The organism is Terribacillus sp. JSM ZJ617, from assembly GCF_044383785.1.
In the GTDB taxonomy this organism is placed as follows: domain Bacteria; phylum Bacillota; class Bacilli; order Bacillales; family Amphibacillaceae; genus Terribacillus.
Map to the genome: position 1 here is coordinate 102,433 of NZ_JBISEQ010000003.1, position 19,149 is coordinate 121,581.

Annotated in this window: 17 protein-coding genes; 13 read left to right on the forward strand and 4 right to left on the reverse strand. The window is 43.9% G+C overall.

Going from position 1 to position 19,149, the window contains the following annotated elements:
- The first annotated feature begins 53 nt into the window (after positions 1 to 53).
- Entirely contained in the window at positions 54 to 1,217 is a 1,164-nt protein-coding gene (gene yhbH / locus ACH6C1_RS11990; protein ID WP_374077369.1) for a sporulation protein YhbH, read from the forward strand.
- A gap of 211 nt (positions 1,218 to 1,428) precedes the next feature.
- A complete protein-coding gene (locus tag ACH6C1_RS11995) occupies positions 1,429 to 2,508 on the forward strand; it encodes an undecaprenyldiphospho-muramoylpentapeptide beta-N-acetylglucosaminyltransferase (RefSeq protein ID WP_374077371.1) in 1,080 nt (359 codons plus the stop codon).
- 7 nt (positions 2,509 to 2,515) lie between these two features.
- Here the strand turns inward: ACH6C1_RS11995 and ACH6C1_RS12000 are convergent, their stop codons facing one another.
- Positions 2,516 to 3,082, reverse strand: coding sequence for a beta-class carbonic anhydrase (locus ACH6C1_RS12000; protein WP_374077373.1), 567 nt, complete (start codon positions 3,080 to 3,082; stop codon positions 2,516 to 2,518).
- A gap of 512 nt (positions 3,083 to 3,594) precedes the next feature.
- Between ACH6C1_RS12000 and ACH6C1_RS12005 the strand changes: the two genes are divergently transcribed.
- The 5 genes from ACH6C1_RS12005 to ACH6C1_RS12025 all read left to right on the forward strand — a co-directional run bounded on the left by ACH6C1_RS12005 (position 3,595) and on the right by ACH6C1_RS12025 (position 11,324).
- Positions 3,595 to 5,346, forward strand: a complete 1,752-nt coding sequence (locus ACH6C1_RS12005) for an ABC transporter ATP-binding protein (RefSeq protein WP_374077375.1) — start codon at positions 3,595 to 3,597, stop codon at positions 5,344 to 5,346.
- On the forward strand, positions 5,343 to 7,376 hold the full coding sequence (locus tag ACH6C1_RS12010) for an ABC transporter ATP-binding protein (protein WP_374077377.1): 2,034 nt from the start codon (positions 5,343 to 5,345) through the stop codon (positions 7,374 to 7,376). Before ACH6C1_RS12005 ends, ACH6C1_RS12010 begins: the two co-directional genes overlap by 4 nt.
- Positions 7,377 to 7,638: 262 nt before the next feature.
- The gene (gene sigI / locus ACH6C1_RS12015) at positions 7,639 to 8,370 is read left to right on the forward strand and encodes an RNA polymerase sigma-I factor (RefSeq protein WP_286160771.1); all 732 of its coding nucleotides are present in this window, start codon (positions 7,639 to 7,641) and stop codon (positions 8,368 to 8,370) included.
- The gene (locus tag ACH6C1_RS12020) at positions 8,370 to 9,623 is read left to right on the forward strand and encodes an anti-sigma-I factor RsgI family protein (RefSeq protein ID WP_374077380.1); all 1,254 of its coding nucleotides are present in this window, start codon (positions 8,370 to 8,372) and stop codon (positions 9,621 to 9,623) included. Before sigI ends, ACH6C1_RS12020 begins: the two co-directional genes overlap by 1 nt.
- A 138-nt stretch (positions 9,624 to 9,761) precedes the next feature.
- Positions 9,762 to 11,324, forward strand: coding sequence for a GNAT family N-acetyltransferase (locus tag ACH6C1_RS12025; protein WP_374077382.1), 1,563 nt, complete (start codon positions 9,762 to 9,764; stop codon positions 11,322 to 11,324).
- Positions 11,325 to 11,354: 30 nt separating this feature from the next.
- Here ACH6C1_RS12025 and ACH6C1_RS12030 read toward each other — a convergent pair whose 3' ends face one another.
- Positions 11,355 to 11,591 (reverse strand): YhdB family protein, encoded by a 237-nt coding sequence (locus ACH6C1_RS12030; protein ID WP_374077384.1) that lies wholly within the window; start codon positions 11,589 to 11,591, stop codon positions 11,355 to 11,357.
- 155 nt (positions 11,592 to 11,746) lie between these two features.
- On the opposite strand from ACH6C1_RS12030, the gene ACH6C1_RS12035 reads away from it, so the two are divergent.
- Positions 11,747 to 12,400: a YhcN/YlaJ family sporulation lipoprotein gene (locus ACH6C1_RS12035; protein WP_374077386.1), complete on the forward strand. Its 654-nt coding sequence runs from the start codon at positions 11,747 to 11,749 to the stop codon at positions 12,398 to 12,400.
- Positions 12,401 to 12,429: 29 nt separating this feature from the next.
- On the opposite strand, the gene ltaE is transcribed toward ACH6C1_RS12035, so the two are convergent.
- Positions 12,430 to 13,461, reverse strand: coding sequence for a low-specificity L-threonine aldolase (ltaE, locus tag ACH6C1_RS12040; RefSeq protein WP_374077388.1), 1,032 nt, complete (start codon positions 13,459 to 13,461; stop codon positions 12,430 to 12,432).
- Between the two features lie 218 nt (positions 13,462 to 13,679).
- Between ltaE and ACH6C1_RS12045 the strand changes: the two genes are divergently transcribed.
- From ACH6C1_RS12045 to ACH6C1_RS12060, 4 genes are read left to right on the forward strand one after another with little or no spacing between them, the layout of a single operon-like run.
- The gene (locus tag ACH6C1_RS12045) at positions 13,680 to 14,318 is read left to right on the forward strand and encodes a class I SAM-dependent DNA methyltransferase (RefSeq protein ID WP_366249217.1); all 639 of its coding nucleotides are present in this window, start codon (positions 13,680 to 13,682) and stop codon (positions 14,316 to 14,318) included.
- Between the two features lie 14 nt (positions 14,319 to 14,332).
- Positions 14,333 to 14,797 (forward strand): S-ribosylhomocysteine lyase, encoded by a 465-nt coding sequence (locus ACH6C1_RS12050; protein WP_374077390.1) that lies wholly within the window; start codon positions 14,333 to 14,335, stop codon positions 14,795 to 14,797.
- A 9-nt stretch (positions 14,798 to 14,806) separates the two neighbouring features.
- Positions 14,807 to 15,733 (forward strand): PLP-dependent cysteine synthase family protein, encoded by a 927-nt coding sequence (locus tag ACH6C1_RS12055; RefSeq protein WP_095223717.1) that lies wholly within the window; start codon positions 14,807 to 14,809, stop codon positions 15,731 to 15,733.
- Positions 15,730 to 16,866, forward strand: coding sequence for a bifunctional cystathionine gamma-lyase/homocysteine desulfhydrase (locus tag ACH6C1_RS12060; RefSeq protein WP_374077392.1), 1,137 nt, complete (start codon positions 15,730 to 15,732; stop codon positions 16,864 to 16,866). The genes ACH6C1_RS12055 and ACH6C1_RS12060 overlap by 4 nt, the downstream gene beginning before the upstream one ends.
- A 17-nt stretch (positions 16,867 to 16,883) precedes the next feature.
- Here the strand turns inward: ACH6C1_RS12060 and ACH6C1_RS12065 are convergent, their stop codons facing one another.
- On the reverse strand, positions 16,884 to 17,654 hold the full coding sequence (locus tag ACH6C1_RS12065; protein WP_374077394.1) for a type 1 glutamine amidotransferase domain-containing protein: 771 nt from the start codon (positions 17,652 to 17,654) through the stop codon (positions 16,884 to 16,886).
- A 114-nt stretch (positions 17,655 to 17,768) separates the two neighbouring features.
- Here ACH6C1_RS12065 and ACH6C1_RS12070 point away from each other — a divergent pair, with 114 nt between their 5' ends.
- Positions 17,769 to 19,136, forward strand: coding sequence for a dipeptidase (locus ACH6C1_RS12070; protein ID WP_374077396.1), 1,368 nt, complete (start codon positions 17,769 to 17,771; stop codon positions 19,134 to 19,136).
- Positions 19,137 to 19,149: the final 13 nt, after the last annotated feature.

Here is a 19,149-nt window from a genome sequence, read left to right on the forward strand (position 1 = left end):
CAATACCAGTACTCCCGCATAAGATAGACTAATTATCTTAAGGAGGCTGGCGAATGAGTGATTCCAATCATTTTGCAGTGTCAGAAGAAGACTGGTCCCTCCATCGAAAAGGATATGATGATCAGAAGCGGCATCAGGAGAAGGTCCAGGAAGTATTGAAGAACAAGCTGCCCGATTTGATCACAGAAGAAAATATTATCATGTCTAATGGGAAAGATCTGATCAAGATACCGATTAGATCATTGGATGAATACAAGATCCGCTATAGCCAAGACAAGAATAAGCATGCGGGCCAAGGAAAAGGCGATAGTAAAGTAGGCGATGTGCTTGGGCGTGCCGGCGGCCAGCAGAAGGCGCCAGGTAAAGGTCAGGGAGAAGCAGGGGACCAGCCTGGTCAGGACTATTACGAAGCAGAAGTATCTTTTGAGGAACTGGAAGAGAATTTCTACAGTCAGCTGGAGCTGCCGAATTTGGAGCAAAAAGATGAACAGCAGATGATTGTGACGGATATTGCGTTTCATGATATTCGCAAGACAGGACTTGTCGGTAATATCGACAAGAAACGGACGATGCTGGAGGCATTCAAACGCAATGCTTTAAGCGGTACTGCAGCATTTGCTCCGATTTATCCGGAGGATGTACGCTACAAAACCTGGGATGCGATTGAAAAACCGGATTCGAAGGCAGTGGTACTTGCCATGCTTGATACGAGCGGCAGTATGGGAAATTGGGAAAAGTATGTGGCAAGAAGCTTCTTCTTTTGGATGACAAGATTCCTGCGGACGAAATACGAAACAGTGGAAATTGAATTCATTGCCCATCATACAGAGGCGAATGTTGTCGATGAAGAGTCCTTTTTCTCTAAAGGGGAGAGCGGCGGGACGATCTGTTCCTCGGCTTACAGAAAGGCCTTGCAGTTAATAGATGAGAAATATCCACCGTCAGCTTATAATATTTACCCATTCCATTTTTCAGATGGCGACAACCTTACATCTGATAACAGCCGCTGCGTTGGACTGATCAATCAGCTGATCGAGAAATCAAGTATGTTCGGCTACGGAGAAGTCAACCAGTATAATCGTCATTCCACGCTTATGCAGATTTTCCGTAAGATGGATCATCCGAAATTCCGGTATTATGTGCTGCGGAAGAAAACGGATGTTTTCTACGCCATGCAGCGCTTCTTCTCGAACGAAGAGACAGAAATTTCCGTTTGAACAGCAGTTTTTCACTGCTGTTTTTTTCTGTTTTCAGGAAAAAATCAGATCGAAAAAGCATATATTGGTCATATGCCAAAAAGCCCTTTCTTTTTTCTAAAATATCCTTTAGGATAGAATAGGCGATTAAATGTTTCGTTTACATTACAAATAAATTACAGATATATTAAATAGAGAAGTGCTTTTAATGGGAAAGGGAAGGATTTACAACATGAAGGAAAAACGGATTCTATTTACGGGGGGCGGCACTGCCGGCCATGTAATCGTGAACGTGGCCTTGATTCCTGTATTCAGGCAAGAAGGGTGGAAGATCGATTACATTGGTTCAAAGAATGGAATAGAGCGTGACCTCATTGAACCGATGGAAGGCGTGACCTATCATAGTATCTCAACAGGAAAACTGAGAAGGTACATGTCTAAAGAGAATTTCAAAGATCCTTTTAAAGTGATGAAAGGAACAATGCAGGCGTATCGAATCATGGGGAAAGTGAAACCACATGTGATTTTCTCCAAAGGTGGATTCGTTTCCGTTCCTGTCTTGTTTGCATCTTGGCTGCGTCATATTCCGGCAGTCATTCATGAATCAGATATCACACCAGGTCTTGCGAATAAGCTGGCAATGCCATTCGCGAAGAAAATCGTGACGACATTTGCAGAAACAGTATCACATGTATCTGCCAAGAAAGCAGAATGGGTTGGAGCAGTTGTACGGGACGAACTGATTCAGGGTAATCGCCGGGTTGGTTTAGAACAGCTTGGTTTTTCTCCTGATAAAGCAGTGCTGTTCATAATGGGAGGAAGCGGTGGTTCCCAAGTGATAAATGAAGCCGTTCGTTCCAGCTTGGATACGCTGCTAAAAGAATTCCAAATTGTACACATCTGCGGTAAGAATCAAATGGATGATACAATCAAGCGCGATGGATACGTACAATTTGAATATGTGAACGAAGGGCTGAATGATTTGTTCGCCGCTTCCGATTTTGTCTTGTCACGTGCAGGTTCAAATGCCATATTCGAATTCTTGGCACTGCGTAAGCCGATGCTTTTGGTACCTTTATCTCGTAAAGCGAGCCGGGGCGATCAGCTGCTTAATGCAAGCTCCTTTAAAAAACAAGGCTATGCAGATGTACTGGAAGAAGAAGAGCTGACAAGTGCCTCTTTGATTCAGCATTTACAGGATCTCAAGGAACATAAAAATGAAATACTGCGAAATATGAGTCATTATGAAAGTCAAGAAGCGAAACAACGTGTAATTGAAATCATAAAAGAACATTCAAAAAAAACCAACTGACAAAATGTCAGTTGGTTTTTTCGTATCCGTTGCGGATGACAGTCAATTCTCCAGTTGCTGGATCGATTACGAGCGCATGTACTGGTACCTGTTTAGGAAGCAATGGATGATTTGCAATCAAGGATGCACTGCTTTCTACAGATTCCTCCACGCTGTTAAATCCATCGAACCATGTACTTGCAATATCTTCGCTGGATGATTGACGTAAGTATGTCTCAACATCTCCACCTTGCTTACCGATCTGTTCCAGCATATCAGAGCCATGCAAATGGTGCATACCGCAGTCTTTGTGGCCGATTACGAAGACTTCTTCGCCTTTTAAGGCATGGATTGCTACTAAGATACTTTTCATGGCACTGTCAGAAGTGTCAACGAGCATTGCGCCAGCATTCTGAATGATTTTTGCATCTCCATTCTTCAAATTGACTGCTTTAGGCAGCAATTCCAGCAAGCGGGCATCCATACAAGTTAGAATGACAGCTTTTTTGGAAGGAAACTTGTCCGTTTCATACTGTGCATATGCTTTGTCTTCTACGAATTTTTGGTTATGAGCCAAGATGTCATCTAATAACATAGATCGTGACACTCCTTTTTTTAGTTATCTTCTTTAGTTTACCACATAAGGACAAATGTTTATCTATTGCTTATTGCTCAAATTGTTTGAAAATATCGTTGACCTTTTTAAACCGGTATGTATATACTTATTATGCATAAAATAACAATTGAAAGGAGGAGCCCAAAATGAATAATCGGAAAATAGTTTTTATCAGCCAATTTCATAGTGGGCATCTCCTCCTTTGTTCGGAATCTTTTCAGGGATAACTTTATCTGGACGGAGTCTGCCGCATATCGCTTGCTGCTTACTTCTGAGAACGTGTACGTCTGCGGGCGTGCGCGTTTTTTTTATGCGCAAATTCAACGAGTTGTTGATACAAGCTGGATTTCCTGTTCGGCTTTTTATCATAACAAGAAAACAAGGAGGAAAGCTTATGCTGAACGTTCAAACAAGACCATGGGAAGAAGATTGGAATGATGATGGCTAGCTGAACGACTGAGACAAATTCGTGAGAGAAGGTTGGGGAAAGTATGTTTGATGTATTGAAAAAGCTGGATTGGTTCTTCCTGAAATATTGGAAGCGATATACGATTGCAATTATCGCTCTTATTATTGCAAGTCTGATCGGGTTGATTCCGCCGATGCTGATCGGCCAGACCATCGATGAGATTAACTATAACTCTTTGACGACAGAAAGGCTTTGGCAAGTCATCGGTTTATTTCTCTTGCTGATCGTCTTACACTACGTCATTTCTTATGTATGGGATTACACGCTTTTCAGTGGTTCCGCAATTCTGGAGCGGTTGATGCGTTCCAAGCTGATGGGACATTTCTTCCGTATGACGCCTACGTTCTTTGATAAGAAAAAAGTAGGTGATCTGATGGCTCAAGGTACAAATGATTTAAGAGCCATTTATATGACGAGCGGTTTCGGGGTGCTAACCTTGGTCGACTCGAGCATCTTCATGCTGATGATCATTGGAATCATGGGATTTTCAATCAGCTGGGAGCTGACTTTAGTCGCTCTTATCCCGATGCCTATCATGGCAATCGTGATGCATAAATACGGGGAAGCAATCAATGAACGCTTCACAGAAGCTCAGGAAGCCTTCGGAAACCTGAATAATGAAGTGTTGGAATCGATCCGCGGCATTCGTGTGACCCGCGCGTTCGTTCAGGAAAAACAAGATGAGAAACGATTCCAGGATATGACAGAGGATGTCTATCAGAAGAATATCAAGGTAGCTAAAATCGATGCGTTGTTCGAGCCGACAATGAAAATCCTAGTTGGGCTTTCCTATACAATCGGCATCGGCTATGGCGCCTTGCTCGTCTTCCGGAATGAAATCACGCTAGGGAATTTAGTGTCATTCAATATGTATCTAGGCATGCTGATTTGGCCGATGTTTGCGGTAGGGGAACTGATCAATGTCCTGCAGCGGGGCAATGCTTCCCTGGACCGTGTCAATACGACACTGGATTATCCTGCCGATGTAAAAGATCCTTCACAGCCTGCTGATAAGGAAAAGCCAGGGGATATCGTTTTCGATTCCGTTAGCTTCCGCTATCCAGGGAATGATACAGAACGCCTTCAGAACATCACCCTTGAAATCAAACAGGGAACAACTCTTGGTGTTGTCGGTAAGACTGGTGCCGGTAAATCGACGCTGTTCAAGCAGCTGCTTCGGCAATATCCGCCAGGAGAAGGCAGATTGCTTCTGGGAGGTACGCCGATCGATCAGTTTACATTGGAAAAGACACGCAGCTGGATCGGTTATGTGCCGCAGGAACAAATTCTCTTCTCTAAAACAATCAGAGAGAACATCCGGTATGGAAAACATGATGCATCTGATGAAGAGATATTCCGCGTGATGGAACTCGCTCATTTTCTTACAGATATTCAGAGTCTGCCGGAAGGACTGGATACAAAGGTTGGCGAGAGCGGTGTAACGCTTTCTGGAGGCCAGAAGCAGCGCGTAGCCCTTGCACGTGCTTTTATAAAAAATTCTGAAGTGCTGATCCTCGATGATTCGATGAGTGCGGTCGATGGCAAGACTGAGGCAAATATTATTGAACATTTGAAGAAAGAGCGCCAGGAAAAAACCACAATCATTGCAGCTCACCGTCTTTCCGCTGTTAAGCATGCAGAACAGATTATTGTGCTGGATGCGGGGAAAATCATAGAACAGGGCACGCATGAAGAACTTTTGGCTTTAAACGGCTGGTATGCTAGTCAGTATTACTTGCAGCAGCTAGAGGATAAGGAGGTTATCTCCTCATGAAGAAAAACACAACGGAACGAAGACTGTTCCGATACGCTTTAAGCAATAAAAAAACGATCAGTATCGGTCTTGTCTGTTTGCTGATTGCAGTGGTACTGGAGCTGGCGGGTCCTTTAATAGCCGCAAGAATCATTGATCACCATATCCTTGGTATTGAAGCTACTTGGTATGAGGTAGAAGATGAAACCGATAAAACTGTAAATTACGATGGAAAAACTTATGTCCGGTCTGATGAAATACAAACGAAAGAAGATGCAGCCGGTGAAGCAACGATTCTTCAGATTGGCAGGCATTTTTATTTCACGGATGCGGTTTTGCCTTTGGATGGTTCCAGATCATATGAGGATGGAACAATCACGGTTGAAAGTCCCGTGGGGATTGAAGAAGCAGAAGCTGCGAGACTATCAGCTGGTGAGCTGTACGAATTTTTCAGTCCGCAGTTCCAGCCGATTATCATACTTCTGATTGTCTATGCAGCACTTCTATTCATCGCAGCTATATTCCAGTTTTGGAAGACATTCCTGCTCCAGCAGGCTTCCAATAAAATTGTCCGCACGATGCGGAATGATATATTTGCCCATACGCAGCGTGTTCCGATCAATTATTATGTGGATCGGCCAGCAGGTACAATCGTGGCTCGGATCACAAACGATACGGAGGCAATCCGTGATCTATATGAAAGGGTTCTGGCAACCTTCGTTACGAGTTTCGTGTATATGGCCGGGATTTTCGTTGCGATGTTCTTCCTGAATGCCCGGCTTGCTGCTATCTGTTTGCTCGTCATTCCGATTTTCTGGGCTTGGATGAAAGTTTATAAGTATTTTGGTACTAAATATAATAAAGTCGTCCGAAAAACAGTAAGTGAGATTAACGGCAGTATCAATGAATCGATACAGGGGATGCCGATCATCCAGGCGTTCAACAGAGAAAAAGAAACGAAAGCAGAATTCGAAGTCCTTAATACCCGGAACTTTACTTATCAGCGTAAGCTGATGAAGCTTAGCGCCTTAACCTCGCATAACTTAGTGACAGTGCTTCGTAATTTAGCTTTTGTTGCATTCATCTGGTATTTCGGCGGTGCTGCCGCAACAGGAGGCTCAATCGTTACCGTAGGTGTACTGTATGCCTTTGTAGATTACTTGAACCGCTTGTTTAATCCGGTTACAGATGCAGTGAACCAGCTGCCGCTTCTTGAGCAGGCCCGTGTTGCCGCTTCCCGGGTATTCCAGCTGCTTGATCAGCCGGGTGAAGATGTGGATTTGGAGGCTAAACGGGAGAAAAACCGTGGAGAGATCGAATTCGATCATGTCAGCTTTGCATATAATGATAAAGATTATGTCTTAAAGAATCTTAGCTTCCAAGTGAAAAGCGGCCAGACAGCAGCTTTTGTTGGTCATACTGGTTCTGGGAAAAGTTCTATCATGAATTTACTATTCCGGTTTTATGATCATCAAAAGGGTAAAATAACGATCGATGGAGTCGATACAAAAGAAATGTCACGCCAGCAGGTTCGCAGCAGTATGGGAATTGTACTGCAGGATCCATTCCTTTTTACCGGTACTATTTTGACGAATGTGACGATGAACAATCCGGATATTTCTCGGGAAATGGCAATCCAGGCATTGCAAGCAGTAGGAGCGGACCAATTCATCTCCAAGCTTCCAAAACAGTATGATGAACCGGTCAAGGAAGGCGGTTCCACACTTTCTATGGGAGAGCGCCAGCTGGTTTCCTTTGCGAGGGCTTTGGCTTTCAATCCTTCTATCCTAATCCTTGATGAAGCAACAGCCAATATCGATACGGAAACAGAAGCGATTATCCAACGGGCTTTGGATGTACTCAAACAGGGCAGAACGACATTGGTTATTGCGCATCGGCTTTCGACGATTATGCATGCTGACCAGATTTTTGTCCTGGATCACGGGGAGATATTGGAACAAGGCAATCATATGTCCCTATTGGAGAAAAAGGGACAATATTATCAGATGTATTTAATGCAACAGAGCGGCATCAAACGTTCTGCCGGTTAAAAAAAGCCGTCCTGTTTAACAGGACGGCTTTTTTATGGGGGTTATTGTTGCAGAGATTTAATTTTTTTGTAATTATTTTGAGAAGCACCCTTCACTCTGGGTGTTGTATGATAGGCATATTGGTTAAGTATTGGAGTAAGCCATATGTCATATAAAAAAATTACGAATGAACTTATACGAAATTTACAAATGAAATTAGCATGTTACACCCGAAAATTACAATTATGTTACGAAAAATATAGAAGGCTGGAGGTGATAGGTCTTGTATCTACGCCAGTCTAATGATCCTAACCGCGGAAAATTAGAAGAACAAATCAAACAAGTGCAGGCCGGGAATACCGATATGCAAAATCAGCTGATTGAGAGCTATCAGCCTTTTATTGCGAAATCTGTTTCCGAGGTATGCCGCAGATTTATCGATCCTACCAAGGATGAAGAATTCAGCATTGGCCTTTCTGCTTTCAATGAAGCGATGCTTGCGTATGCAGATGACAAAGGAAGCTCGTTCCTTTCGTTTGCCAAGCTTGTGATAAAACGAAAGACGATCGACTATATCAGACATGAACGGATCCGCCTTCCGGCTGCTTCGCTCGATGAGCTGTATGAAGATGACAGCGAGAATCCGCGGGAAGCTGAAGCTGCCCAGACAGCTTATAATCAGGAAACGGAAGCATGGTATCGTCGTGCTGAAATCGAGGAGTACGATAGGAAACTGAAGGAATACAAGCTATCCTTTCAGGAGCTGATCCGTGTTGCGCCAAAGCATCGTGATGCGAGGGAATCGGCCATCGAAGCAGCTAAGATTCTTCATCAAGATCATGAGTTGCGGGATTATGTGATAAGAAAAAAGAAAATCCCGATTAAGCAGCTAGTGGAAAAGGTAACAGTTAGTAAGAAGACGTTGGAAAGGAACAGGAAGTATATTCTCGCTATTTTCGTTATACTGAGCGAGGATTATATCTACCTGAAGGACTACATGAAGGGGGTGAGTTAGTGAAGAGAGGAGTCGTCGTGAAACAAAGCCGCCGGAGCACGATTGTGTTGACCAGTGAAGGCACATTCCTGGAAATCAACGCGCAAGGGCAGGCAGAGATCGGGCAAGAAGTCGAATTTAGTGCACAGGAACTGGTTCGGAGAACAAGAATTAGGCATTGGACACCTTCCATGAAAAATTTCATGCGGGTTGCCGTATTGGTGCTTGTATTTGTTCTGGCTTTATTTCCGGTTTATTCCTGGTACAACGGCAACAAAGCATATGCCTACGTCAGTTTGGATTTCAATCCGAGCATTGAATTGAAAGTGAATAATCGTATGGATGTCGTCTCTGTGGCAGCTTTGAACGAAGACGCGAAAACAGTCCTCGCTAATTTGGATGATTGGCAAGGTGAGGATGTTAAGACGGTCGCGGCCAGTATTTTGCGTATATCGAGTGACTTAGGTCTTTTAGCTGACTCGGAAAGTATTATTATTGGTGTGAATTATATTCATACCAAGCAAGAGGACAAACAGCTGACCAATATCTTAGAAGGTTCGATCATTGGTTTCAACGAGACATTACATATTGCTTCCTACCAAGTACCTGATAGGGTACGTGAAACAGCCCAGGACGAGCAAAAATCCATGAATGAAATTATGGCAGAGTCCATCCTGGATGAAGACTCATCTAAGTCTGTACCTGCTCTTACACAATCAGATTCAGCTATTATTAAAGATTTTTATAAAAATGATGTGGAAGAAGATGGAGCAGAAGCAGAAGAGACTTCCCTTCAGACAAGTGAGGACCCTGATTCACAGTCTGCACATGCTGTGGCAGAATCCGCTGAAAAGAGGGAGAAAGCGGATCAACAAGCAGATATAGTGAAAGCAAAGGCAGAACAGGCAGAAGCCAAACCGCTAAAAGCAGTAAGTGAACAAAAAAAGAACGAAGAAGCTGTGCGTTCAAGAGAAGCAATGAAGGAAGATAAACAAAAAGCAAAAGAAGCAGCTAAGCCATCCAAGGATGAAAGAAAGCGAGCAAAAGAAGCTGAGAAGCAGTTGAGGGAAGCTCAGAAGGAATTCAAAGCGAAAGAAAAGCAGATGGAAAAAGAAGAGTCGAATAGACAAAAAGAAAATGAAAAAGATAATCATCGAAATAAATCCGAAGAAACTAAACATTCCTCTGCGAGAGAGCAAGGAAATGAACGAGATAATGATGATAAAAGAGATCCACGTGATGATGAAAGACATGGAAATCATGACGACAACTAAACCTTTTTAGGATGAAGTAGGTAATCTGTGCCGGGAAGTATCGATTTTAGACAGGCTTTTAGCTCATAATAGGACTACATGTATATCAGGAAGGGTAAAAACAATAGTGAACTTTGCTGAATAGAGAGGATACCTACTATGTCTGAACTTGATTTGTCGCAGTTTGAGAAAAAGGTTGTTTTACGTAATATTACGGAAGCAGATATTGATCAAATCCTGGACATGCAGAAAGTGTGCTTCCCAGGCATGGAGCCGTGGAAAAAGAGCCATTTGAAAAGTCATATCGATATATTCCCAGAAGGCCAATTCTGTGTGGAAGTTGACGGTAAGATCATTGGCAGTTGTTCCAGTTTGATTGTCAATTTTGATGAATACGATGATCGACATACGTGGGATGACATCACGGATGAAGGATATATCACAAACCATAACCCGGATGGTTTCAATTTGTATGGCATTGAGGTCATGGTGCATCCGGATTATCGTGGCATGAAGATTGGGAAGCGCCTTTATGAAGCGAGAAGGGAACTGGCCGCAGAGATGAATTTGAAAAGCATCATCATCGGCGGAAGAATCCCAAATTATCATAAGTACAAGGATGAAATGACACCACGGGAGTATGTGGAGGAAGTGGAATCACAGAATATCTATGATCCCGTACTTACTTTCCAAATGATGAACGGATTTCGCGTGATGCGGATTAATCGTGATTATTTGCCTGATGACAAGCAATCCGCAACTTTCGCTACCTTAATGGAGTGGAATAACATTGAATATCATGCAAAAACGAAACGTCATTTCAAAACGTCTTATCCGGTGCGGATCACGGTTATTCAATATATGATGAAGCAAATCGAATCGTTTGAGGAGTTTGCAAGGCAAGTCGAATATTATGTTGACGTCGCCTATGATTTTGGATCTGACTTTGCTGTATTTCCCGAAATCTTCACAACCCAGCTCATGAGCTTCCTTGAAGAAAAAGTACCTTCTAAAGCAGTCCGTAAACTATCTGAATTTACGGAGCAGTATATCGAGCTATTCACTAGTCTGGCTGTCCGCTACAATGTCAATATTGTCGGAGGCTCGCACTTTGTGGAAGAGGACGAGCATATATATAATATTGCCTATCTTTTCCGCCGGGATGGCACAATTGAGAAGCAATATAAAATACATGTTACACCGAATGAGAGAAAATGGTGGGGAATCCAGCCTGGGGACACAGTAAAAGTATTTGATACAGATTGCGGCCGAATTGCAATCCAAATTTGCTATGATATCGAATTTCCAGAGCTTGCACGCTATGCAGTAGATCAAGGTGCGAATATCATTTTTGTACCATTCTGTACGGATGATCGACAAGGCTACTTGCGAGTTCGCTACTGTGCACAGGCCCGTGCAGTTGAAAACCAAGTGTATACTGTCATCGCAGGAACGGTTGGCAACTTGACTCAAGTAGAAAATATGGATATTCAATATGCTCAGTCTGGAATTTTCACACCTTCTGATTTTGAATTTGCGCGTGATGGAATTGTTGGAGAGTGTCCGCCGAATATTGAGACAGTTGTTGTTGGTGATGTTGATTTGGAGATATTGCAGCGCCAGCGGAAGACTGGTACTGTACGTCATTTGCATGATCGCCGCAAAGATCTCTTCGAATTAAAGTTCAAGAATCTGGAGAGTGAAACGCCTGAAGACCAATAAATAGACTCGAGCATAATGCTCGAGTCTATTTTACATATCCAAAGCATACAGAGTTGTATGACCTAGTGCATGATCGATATATTGAATCAGCTCTTCGTGTGATTTCACGACTGCGTGCTGTTCGGAGGGATAATGAAAGGCGTGCAAAAAGATTTCAATCCGCTTGGAAAGCATATCATCCTTTGTGCGTACCATGAGGACAAGCAGATCATCCCACTGTCCCCAAATTGTGAATAGCAGTGCTTTTTCGTAATCCTGGACTTTCATTGCGCTATCCCCTTCCTGTCAGGGTATAGATAGTATCTCTCCAATCAGCAGGAACATTGCTGGCAGATATAAGCAGCACTGTTGCCTCCTTTGTATAGGGTGAAAAAAACCGTACATACTAAGCGCAGTATGGCAAATCAAAGGAGGAAACACCAATGAAAAAATGGAAATTAATCAGCATGGCTGCCCTTGCTGCGATTACGCTTACAGCTTGTCAGAATGACGATAATAACAATGACACTGGCATGGGCAATGTAGAACCGACTAGATTCAATAATACGGACAATAATTTAGTCGACCGTAATACTGACAATACAAGAGATGGGGATGATCGCCAGAAAAATGGTGATGACCAACAGCCGCGTTACCAGGTTGCAGATGACGTAGCAAGAAAAGTGGAAGAAGTTGAAGGTGTAGATAGAGCGTATGTATTTACAACGGATAACAATGCTTATGTAGCTGTCGATATGAAGGACGATAACAATAACGGTAACAATGGTAATAACGGTATTAATGGAAACAATGATAATAACGGAAATAACGGTAACACAGGCAACAACGGAATGGGCAACACAGCTACTGGTAATAACAACAATAATGAAGTAACAGACAAGATGAAAAAAGATGTGGAAAAAGCAGTTAAATCAGTCGATGAAGATATCGATAATGTATATGTATCCGCAGATCCAGACTTTTTGGGAATGGCAGAAGACTACAACAACAAAATTGATGAAGGTCAGCCAGTAAAAGGCTTCTTCTTAGAATTCGGCAATATGCTAAATCGTGTCTTCCCTAATAACGAAAGATAAAAAAGAGGCTCCCACACGGGAGCCTCTTTTTAATTTGGCTGTTTCGAAAGAGATGAAGCAACTGCCAAAGCTTTCTTTATCGCACCTTTACCAACGTCATAATGTGTGACAAAACGAACACTGTAAGGACCGAAAGCATTTGCCAATACTTGCTGTTCCTTGAGCAGCTGAACATAAGCATCTGCTGTCATACCGGTACCTTGCACATCTGCAAGCACGATATTCGTTTCAACCTTATTCATTATTTCAATACCGTCAATTTCAGCTAGGCCATCTGCCAATAGCTTAGCACTCTCGTGGTCGTCTGCGAGACGTTCGACATTTTCGCGCAGGGCGACAAGGCCAGGTGCTGCTAATATGCCGGCTTGGCGCATGCCGCCTCCAAGACGTTTTCTCCATTTCTTAGCTTTAGCAATGAACACTTCAGATCCTGCCAGAACAGAACCGACAGGCGCTCCTAAGCCCTTGGACAAACAAACCTGGACAGTATCGGTCAGCTGCGCATATTTTGCCACACTAATACCGGAAGCGACGGATGCATTGAACAAACGTGCACCATCCAAGTGAATCGGAATTCGATGTTCACGGGCTATTTGGGCAATCACCATCATATTCTCGATCGGGATGACGGCTCCGCCTGCTTTATTATGCGTATTCTCCAGACAAATCAAGCCTGTTTCCGGAAAATGGATATCGTCCTTGCGGATAGCAGCAGCTAATCCCTCCGGGCATATCGCCCCGCGTTCCCCTTTCAGTGTACGTGTCTGCACACCTGCAAAAATGGATGTAGCAGCTCCTTCATAGAGAAAAATATGGGATTCCTCTTCCAAGATGATTTCATTACCAGGGTTGCAATGAGAAAGTACTGCGATTTGATTCCCCTGAGTACCGCTTGGCACGAATAGTGCGGCTTCCTTTCCAAGTAAATCGGCAACCGTTTCCTCTAGCTCATTTACAGCTGGATCCTCTCCATAGACATCATCTCCGACTTCTGCTTCATAAGCAGCTTTTCGCATCGCTTCTGATGGCTTGGTGACCGTATCACTACGCAGATCGATCATGACGACCACTCCTCTCCATCTTATTATATAGTATGAATTTGTAACTTTTCCACTATTTTTATAGTTGTTGACTTTGTATTCCTAAAAAGTGGAATTTATGACTGGCATCGTATTTTTTCATTGAATAAACTGAGGTACTATGGTATTCTTCTGTCATAAACATGATAATCCTTATTAGTTTACTTGGATATTTGAGATATTACACTTGAGGTGATGAAATGGGCCGCGAATTTATCGATATGTTCGATGAATGGGCAGAGACGTATGATGATACGGTTACTGGCCAGGATCCACAATATAAAGAAGTGTTTGATAAATACAATGAAATCCTGCAAACTGTCGCGGATGCTGCAGAAGGAAACACACTGGAGTTCGGTGTCGGAACAGGAAACCTTTCTGAAAAGCTGTTAGCTAAAGGTTTGAATGTAACTGGAATTGAACCTTCCAAAGAGATGCGCGAGCATGCATCCCGGAAATTCCCGCAGCTTCAGATAGTAGACGGTGATTTTCTCTCCTTTCCGCAGCCTGATCATGAGGTTTCTGCCATCGTAAGTACGTGGGCATTCCACCATCTGACAGATGAGGAGAAGGAGCAGGCAATTACGAAATATGCACAGCTGCTTCCAGCAGGCGGAAAAGTAATATTTGCTGATACGGTATTCTCAAGTGAAGAAGGTCGTGACCAGCTAATTCAGGAAGAAAAGGATAAGGGATATGACAGACTTGTCCAGGATTTAACAACCGAATATTATACGACGATGCAAGTGCTTCGTAACATTTTCCAAACGCACGGATTTCATGTTACATTTAAGCAAATGAACCGCTTCGTCTATTTGATCACAGCAGAAAAAGCGTAAGGGGAGAGACAATCATGACAAAGAAAATGAACGTAGAAAGCTTCAACCTTGATCATACTAAAGTTGCTGCACCATATGTCCGCTTAGTCGGCACAACAGAGGGAGCACAAGACAAAGTATACAAATACGACATCCGCTTCAAGCAACCTAACAAAGAGTATATGGAAATGCCAGGTCTGCATTCCTTGGAGCATTTAATGGCTGAGAATATCCGCAATAATATCGACAATATCCTTGATATCGGTCCAATGGGCTGCCAAACAGGTTTCTATGTTTCCATTTTGAATAATGACAGCTATGACGACATCCTCGTCGCTTTGGAAAAAACATTGCAAGATGTGCTCGATGCAACAGAAGTGCCTGCTTGCAATGAAGTGCAATGCGGCTGGGCAGCTAACCATAGTCTTGAGGGTGCACAGGAGATCGCGAAAGAAATGCTTGCTAAAAAAGATGAATGGCGTCAAGTTTTCGCTGAATAGAGGGAGAAAATGGCTGTTTACAATTCAGTACACGAACTGATTGGGAATACACCTATTGTACAAATAACGAACTTTTCTCTTCCGGAGGGAGTTCGTTTATTTGCGAAACTGGAGTTTTATAACCCTGGTGGCAGTGTGAAGGATCGGCTTGGTGTCAATTTGATCGATGAGGCGTTTCGGACAGGGAAACTGAAGGAAAACGGTACGATCATTGAACCGACAGCGGGTAATACCGGTATTGGTATTGCACTGGCTGCCTTGAAACGCAGGGTTTCCGTAATCTTCTGCGTACCAGAGAAATTCAGCCAGGAAAAACAGGAGCTGATGCGGGCGCTTGGGGCAAAGGTAATCAATACACCGACATCCGAAGGGATGACAGGAGCAATTAAAAAGGCAAAAGAGCTGCTGGATGAAATCCCTGACAGCTATTGCCCGCAGCAATTTGCTAACCCTGCTAACCCAGAGACTTACTATAAGACGCTTGGTCCGGAAATATGGCGTGACCTTGAAGGTAAAGTGGATATCTTTGTAGCTGGTGGCGGCACAGGCGGAACGTTCATGGGTACAGCGCGTTACTTGAAGGATCAGAATCCTGAAGTGAAGACAGTCATTGTTGAGCCGGAGGGTTCGATCCTGAACGGTGGTGCTCCAGGATCACACCGTACAGAAGGTATAGGCATGGAGTTTTTACCTGATTATATGGATACAGCATATTTTGATGCAATTCATACAATTTCAGATGATGATGCATTTTATTACGTAAAAGAGCTGGCTGCCAAAGAAGGGCTGCTTGTCGGCAGTTCTTCCGGATCTGCTTTCACTGCAGCACTTAAAGAAGCAGAGCATGCTAAGCCAGGGACGACGATTGTGACCATCTTCCCTGACAGCAGTGAGCGCTACCTCAGCCAGCAGATCTACCAAGGAGGATTACGATGAGACGGAAAACAAAAATGATTCACGGTGGAATTACATCGGACGAAAAAACGGGCGCGGTTAGTGTGCCTATTTACCAGGTAAGTACGTACAAACAGCCAGGACCTGGTGAACACACAGGCTATGAATATTCCCGTACAGGGAATCCGACAAGGCATGCATTGGAAGAAACAATTGCAGCTTTGGAAAACGGTAAAAGAGGCTTTGCATTCAGTTCCGGTATGGCGGCCATCACTTCTGTGATGATGCTTTTTGAAGCAGGCAGCCATGTTGTCATGACTGACGATGTGTATGGCGGAAGCTACCGTTTAGCGACAAAAGTACTGAATCGCTATCAGCTTGGACACACATTTGTAGATACCAGTTCGCCGGAAGCGGTTGAGCAGGCAATCAAACCAGAAACAAAAGCCATTTATGTCGAGACACCGACCAATCCATTATTGAAAATTACTGATATCAAAAAGATGGCGGAAATCGCGAAGAAACATGACGTTCTGCTGATTGTCGATAATACGTTCGCAACACCTTACTGGCAGAATCCGCTTGATTTGGGAGCAGATATCGTACTTCACAGTGCAACGAAATATATTGGCGGTCATAGCGATGTCGTGTCAGGGCTCGTTGTCGTAAATGATGACAAACTTGCTGATGAGCTGCACTTTATCCAGAACTCTGCTGGTGCTGTTCTTGGACCGCAAGACAGCTGGCTGCTTCTTCGCGGAATCAAGACACTTGGTATCCGCATGGAAGCTATAGAGAAAAATAGTGTTAAGCTAGTCGACTTCTTGAAAGCTCATCCAGGAGTGAGTACGATTTATTACCCTGGTCTGCCTGAGCATAAAGGACACGATATTGCTGCAAGCCAAGCAGAGGGCTTTGGCGGTATGATATCCTTTGATGTCGGCAGTGGTGAAAAAGCAGATCAAGTCCTGCGTAAAACGAAATATTTCGTCTTGGCAGAAAGCCTCGGAGCAGTCGAAAGCCTCATATCCCTTCCTGCTAAAATGACGCATGCATCCATTCCGCAGGAACGCAGAGCAGAATTGGGTATTACGGATGGTTTGATACGAATCAGTGTTGGTATCGAGGATAGTGAAGATTTGATCGAAGACTTGAAGCAAGCAATGGAAGATTGATAAAAAGCCAGCTCCGTTTACGGAGCTGGCTTTCTTCTTAAAATTTGTTCTTCCTCTGAAATTCGCAGCACAGCGCGGAAAGAACGAGGGTTTTCTTCAAAATCTTTTTGTTCAATTCGCTTGATGACTGCTTTCGCTACATCTTTGACACTGGCTGGATTCTGTCCGGTGATCAGTCTGTCGTCTGCTTCTACATGTCCTTTGAAAGGCACTTTTGATTTGTGGTAGGTAAGTGCGCGTATTTTAAGCTGCTCTTCCAAGCTATAAGGAATTTCGTGTTTATTCAGGCTAGCAGTTTCTTCGCGGTCGGAATAACCAGTGACTGTCTTATCTTGCAATAAGTAAGTCCCGTCAGACAGCTTCACATTCAGCAATGCAGCAGGGCCGTGACAAACGGCGGCAACAATTCCTCCGTTTTCATAGATTTCCCTAGTCAACTGCTGCAGCTCCTTATTTTCAGGGAAGTCCCACATTGTCCCGTGACCTCCAGTGAAATAAATGGCATCATAATCGGCCGCATTCACTTCTTTCGGGGACAGGCTGTTCTCCAATAATCTCCTAAACCCCGGAGCCCGGTAATATTTCCGCAGCTTATGGCTTTTGAACAGCCCTGTAAGACTGCGATGATCTATTGGTATATTTCCGCCCTTTGGACTGACAACCGTCATGACATGACGTGTCTTTAGTTTATCGTAAAAATTCGTCAGTTCACTGAACCAGAGTCCTGTTGTGTGGGGTGTCTGTTTCAGGCTGTCGTGGTTGGTTGCGACAATCAATACATTACCCATTGTTCTCCTCCTGACGTGACTGTGTATTTCTATTTAGTTTCCACCAGCAGGTACAAGCTAAACAAGAATCAGCCGATTTATGCTACACTAGTAAGAAAGGAAAGGGTGGCGCAAATGACGAATCAAGTTGTCGCTTATTTACAGGAAAATCGGGAGAAATTGCTGGAGAAGCTTTATACATATCTTCGGATTCCCAGTATCAGCACAGATAGTGCATACAAGGAAGATGTTGCAAAGACAGCCGCCTTTACGGCTGACTATTTGAAAGAAATCGGCTTCGATAAAGTGACCATCCAAGAAACAGAGCGTCATCCTATCGTAACAGGTGAATGGCTTGGTGCAGGTCCGGATAAACCGACTGCACTTTTCTACGGACATTATGATGTGCAGCCGGCAGATCCGCTTCCGCTTTGGGACAGCGAGCCATTCGAGCCGACAGAACGCAACGGACGGATCTATGCACGAGGCGTGAGTGATGACAAAGGTCAGGTATTCATGCACCTGGCAGTATTCGAAGCATTCATGAAAACAGAAGGCGCGCTGCCGATCAATGTAAAAGTATGTATCGAAGGAGAAGAAGAGATCGGAAGTACGAATCTGCATGCTGTACTGCATGAGCAGACAGAGCAATTCCAAGCCGATTTCGCTATCATCAGCGATTCCGGGATGGTCGAAGCAGGCCAGCCGACTATGCTTTATGGCTTGAAAGGTGCAGCTGCGCTTGAGTTCTCTGTGTATGGACCAGATCGCGATCTGCATTCCGGTATGTATGGTGGTGCTGTCCGTAATCCGCTTCAGGCATTGGCGCATATCCTAAGTTCCTTGAAGGATGAAAAAGAAGTCGTTCAAGTAGAAGGTTTTTATGATGGTGTAGAGGAATTGCCTGAAGAAGAGCGTAAACTGATGGAGCAAGCACCAGGTGAAGACTTTGTTCAGACAGTAGGCGTGCCGGAAGCGGTTTCCGAAAAAGGTTACACTGCCAAGGAACATACAATGGCTCGTCCAACCTTGGAAATCAACGGTATGTACGGCGGTTACCAAGGAGAAGGTACGAAAACAATCATCCCGGCTGAGGCAACAGCGAAGATCACCAGCCGTCTCGTACCTGGACAGGATCCAGTTGATATCGTGGAGAAAATCACGGCACACATCGAAAAACATGCACCTGCTGGCGTTCGTGTGGAAGTGAGACCGGAACCTTTCAAAGCAAAAGCATACAAAGTCGATCCGAATCATCCGCTGATCCAAAAAGCAGCGGAAAGTCTGACACAGGCCTTCGGTAAGGAAACGGTCTTCGTTCGTATGGGAGGATCGATTCCGGTCGTCGAATGGATTGATACGGTTTATCAAATGCCAGTGGTTCTGCTTGGTTTCGGAACACCTGAGGACAGATTGCATTCCCCGAATGAAAGCTTCCCGCTGGAAAGCTTTGATAAAGGAATGGAGACGCTGGTTTATTACTATCAAAAAGCAAGCGAGTGAAAAAAGACACCCG

What these genes read in the sequence shown, in the direction of transcription:
- ACH6C1_RS12010 (WP_374077377.1), top strand. Translation starts at nt 5,343, where the DNA reads ATGAAGAAAAACACAACGGAACGAAGACTGTTCCGATACGCTTTAAGC.
- ACH6C1_RS12045 (WP_366249217.1), top strand. Translation starts at nt 13,680, where the DNA reads ATGGGCCGCGAATTTATCGATATGTTCGATGAATGGGCAGAGACGTAT.
- ACH6C1_RS12035 (WP_374077386.1), top strand. Translation starts at nt 11,747, where the DNA reads ATGAAAAAATGGAAATTAATCAGCATGGCTGCCCTTGCTGCGATTACG.
- ACH6C1_RS12005 (WP_374077375.1), top strand. Translation starts at nt 3,595, where the DNA reads ATGTTTGATGTATTGAAAAAGCTGGATTGGTTCTTCCTGAAATATTGG.
- ACH6C1_RS12025 (WP_374077382.1), top strand. Translation starts at nt 9,762, where the DNA reads ATGTCTGAACTTGATTTGTCGCAGTTTGAGAAAAAGGTTGTTTTACGT.
- ACH6C1_RS12030 (WP_374077384.1), bottom strand. Translation starts at nt 11,591, where the DNA reads ATGAAAGTCCAGGATTACGAAAAAGCACTGCTATTCACAATTTGGGGA.
- yhbH (WP_374077369.1), top strand. Translation starts at nt 54, where the DNA reads ATGAGTGATTCCAATCATTTTGCAGTGTCAGAAGAAGACTGGTCCCTC.
- ACH6C1_RS11995 (WP_374077371.1), top strand. Translation starts at nt 1,429, where the DNA reads ATGAAGGAAAAACGGATTCTATTTACGGGGGGCGGCACTGCCGGCCAT.
- ACH6C1_RS12000 (WP_374077373.1), bottom strand. Translation starts at nt 3,082, where the DNA reads ATGTTATTAGATGACATCTTGGCTCATAACCAAAAATTCGTAGAAGAC.
- ACH6C1_RS12050 (WP_374077390.1), top strand. Translation starts at nt 14,333, where the DNA reads ATGACAAAGAAAATGAACGTAGAAAGCTTCAACCTTGATCATACTAAA.
- ACH6C1_RS12065 (WP_374077394.1), bottom strand. Translation starts at nt 17,654, where the DNA reads ATGGGTAATGTATTGATTGTCGCAACCAACCACGACAGCCTGAAACAG.
- ACH6C1_RS12060 (WP_374077392.1), top strand. Translation starts at nt 15,730, where the DNA reads ATGAGACGGAAAACAAAAATGATTCACGGTGGAATTACATCGGACGAA.
- ltaE (WP_374077388.1), bottom strand. Translation starts at nt 13,461, where the DNA reads ATGATCGATCTGCGTAGTGATACGGTCACCAAGCCATCAGAAGCGATG.
- ACH6C1_RS12055 (WP_095223717.1), top strand. Translation starts at nt 14,807, where the DNA reads ATGGCTGTTTACAATTCAGTACACGAACTGATTGGGAATACACCTATT.
- ACH6C1_RS12070 (WP_374077396.1), top strand. Translation starts at nt 17,769, where the DNA reads ATGACGAATCAAGTTGTCGCTTATTTACAGGAAAATCGGGAGAAATTG.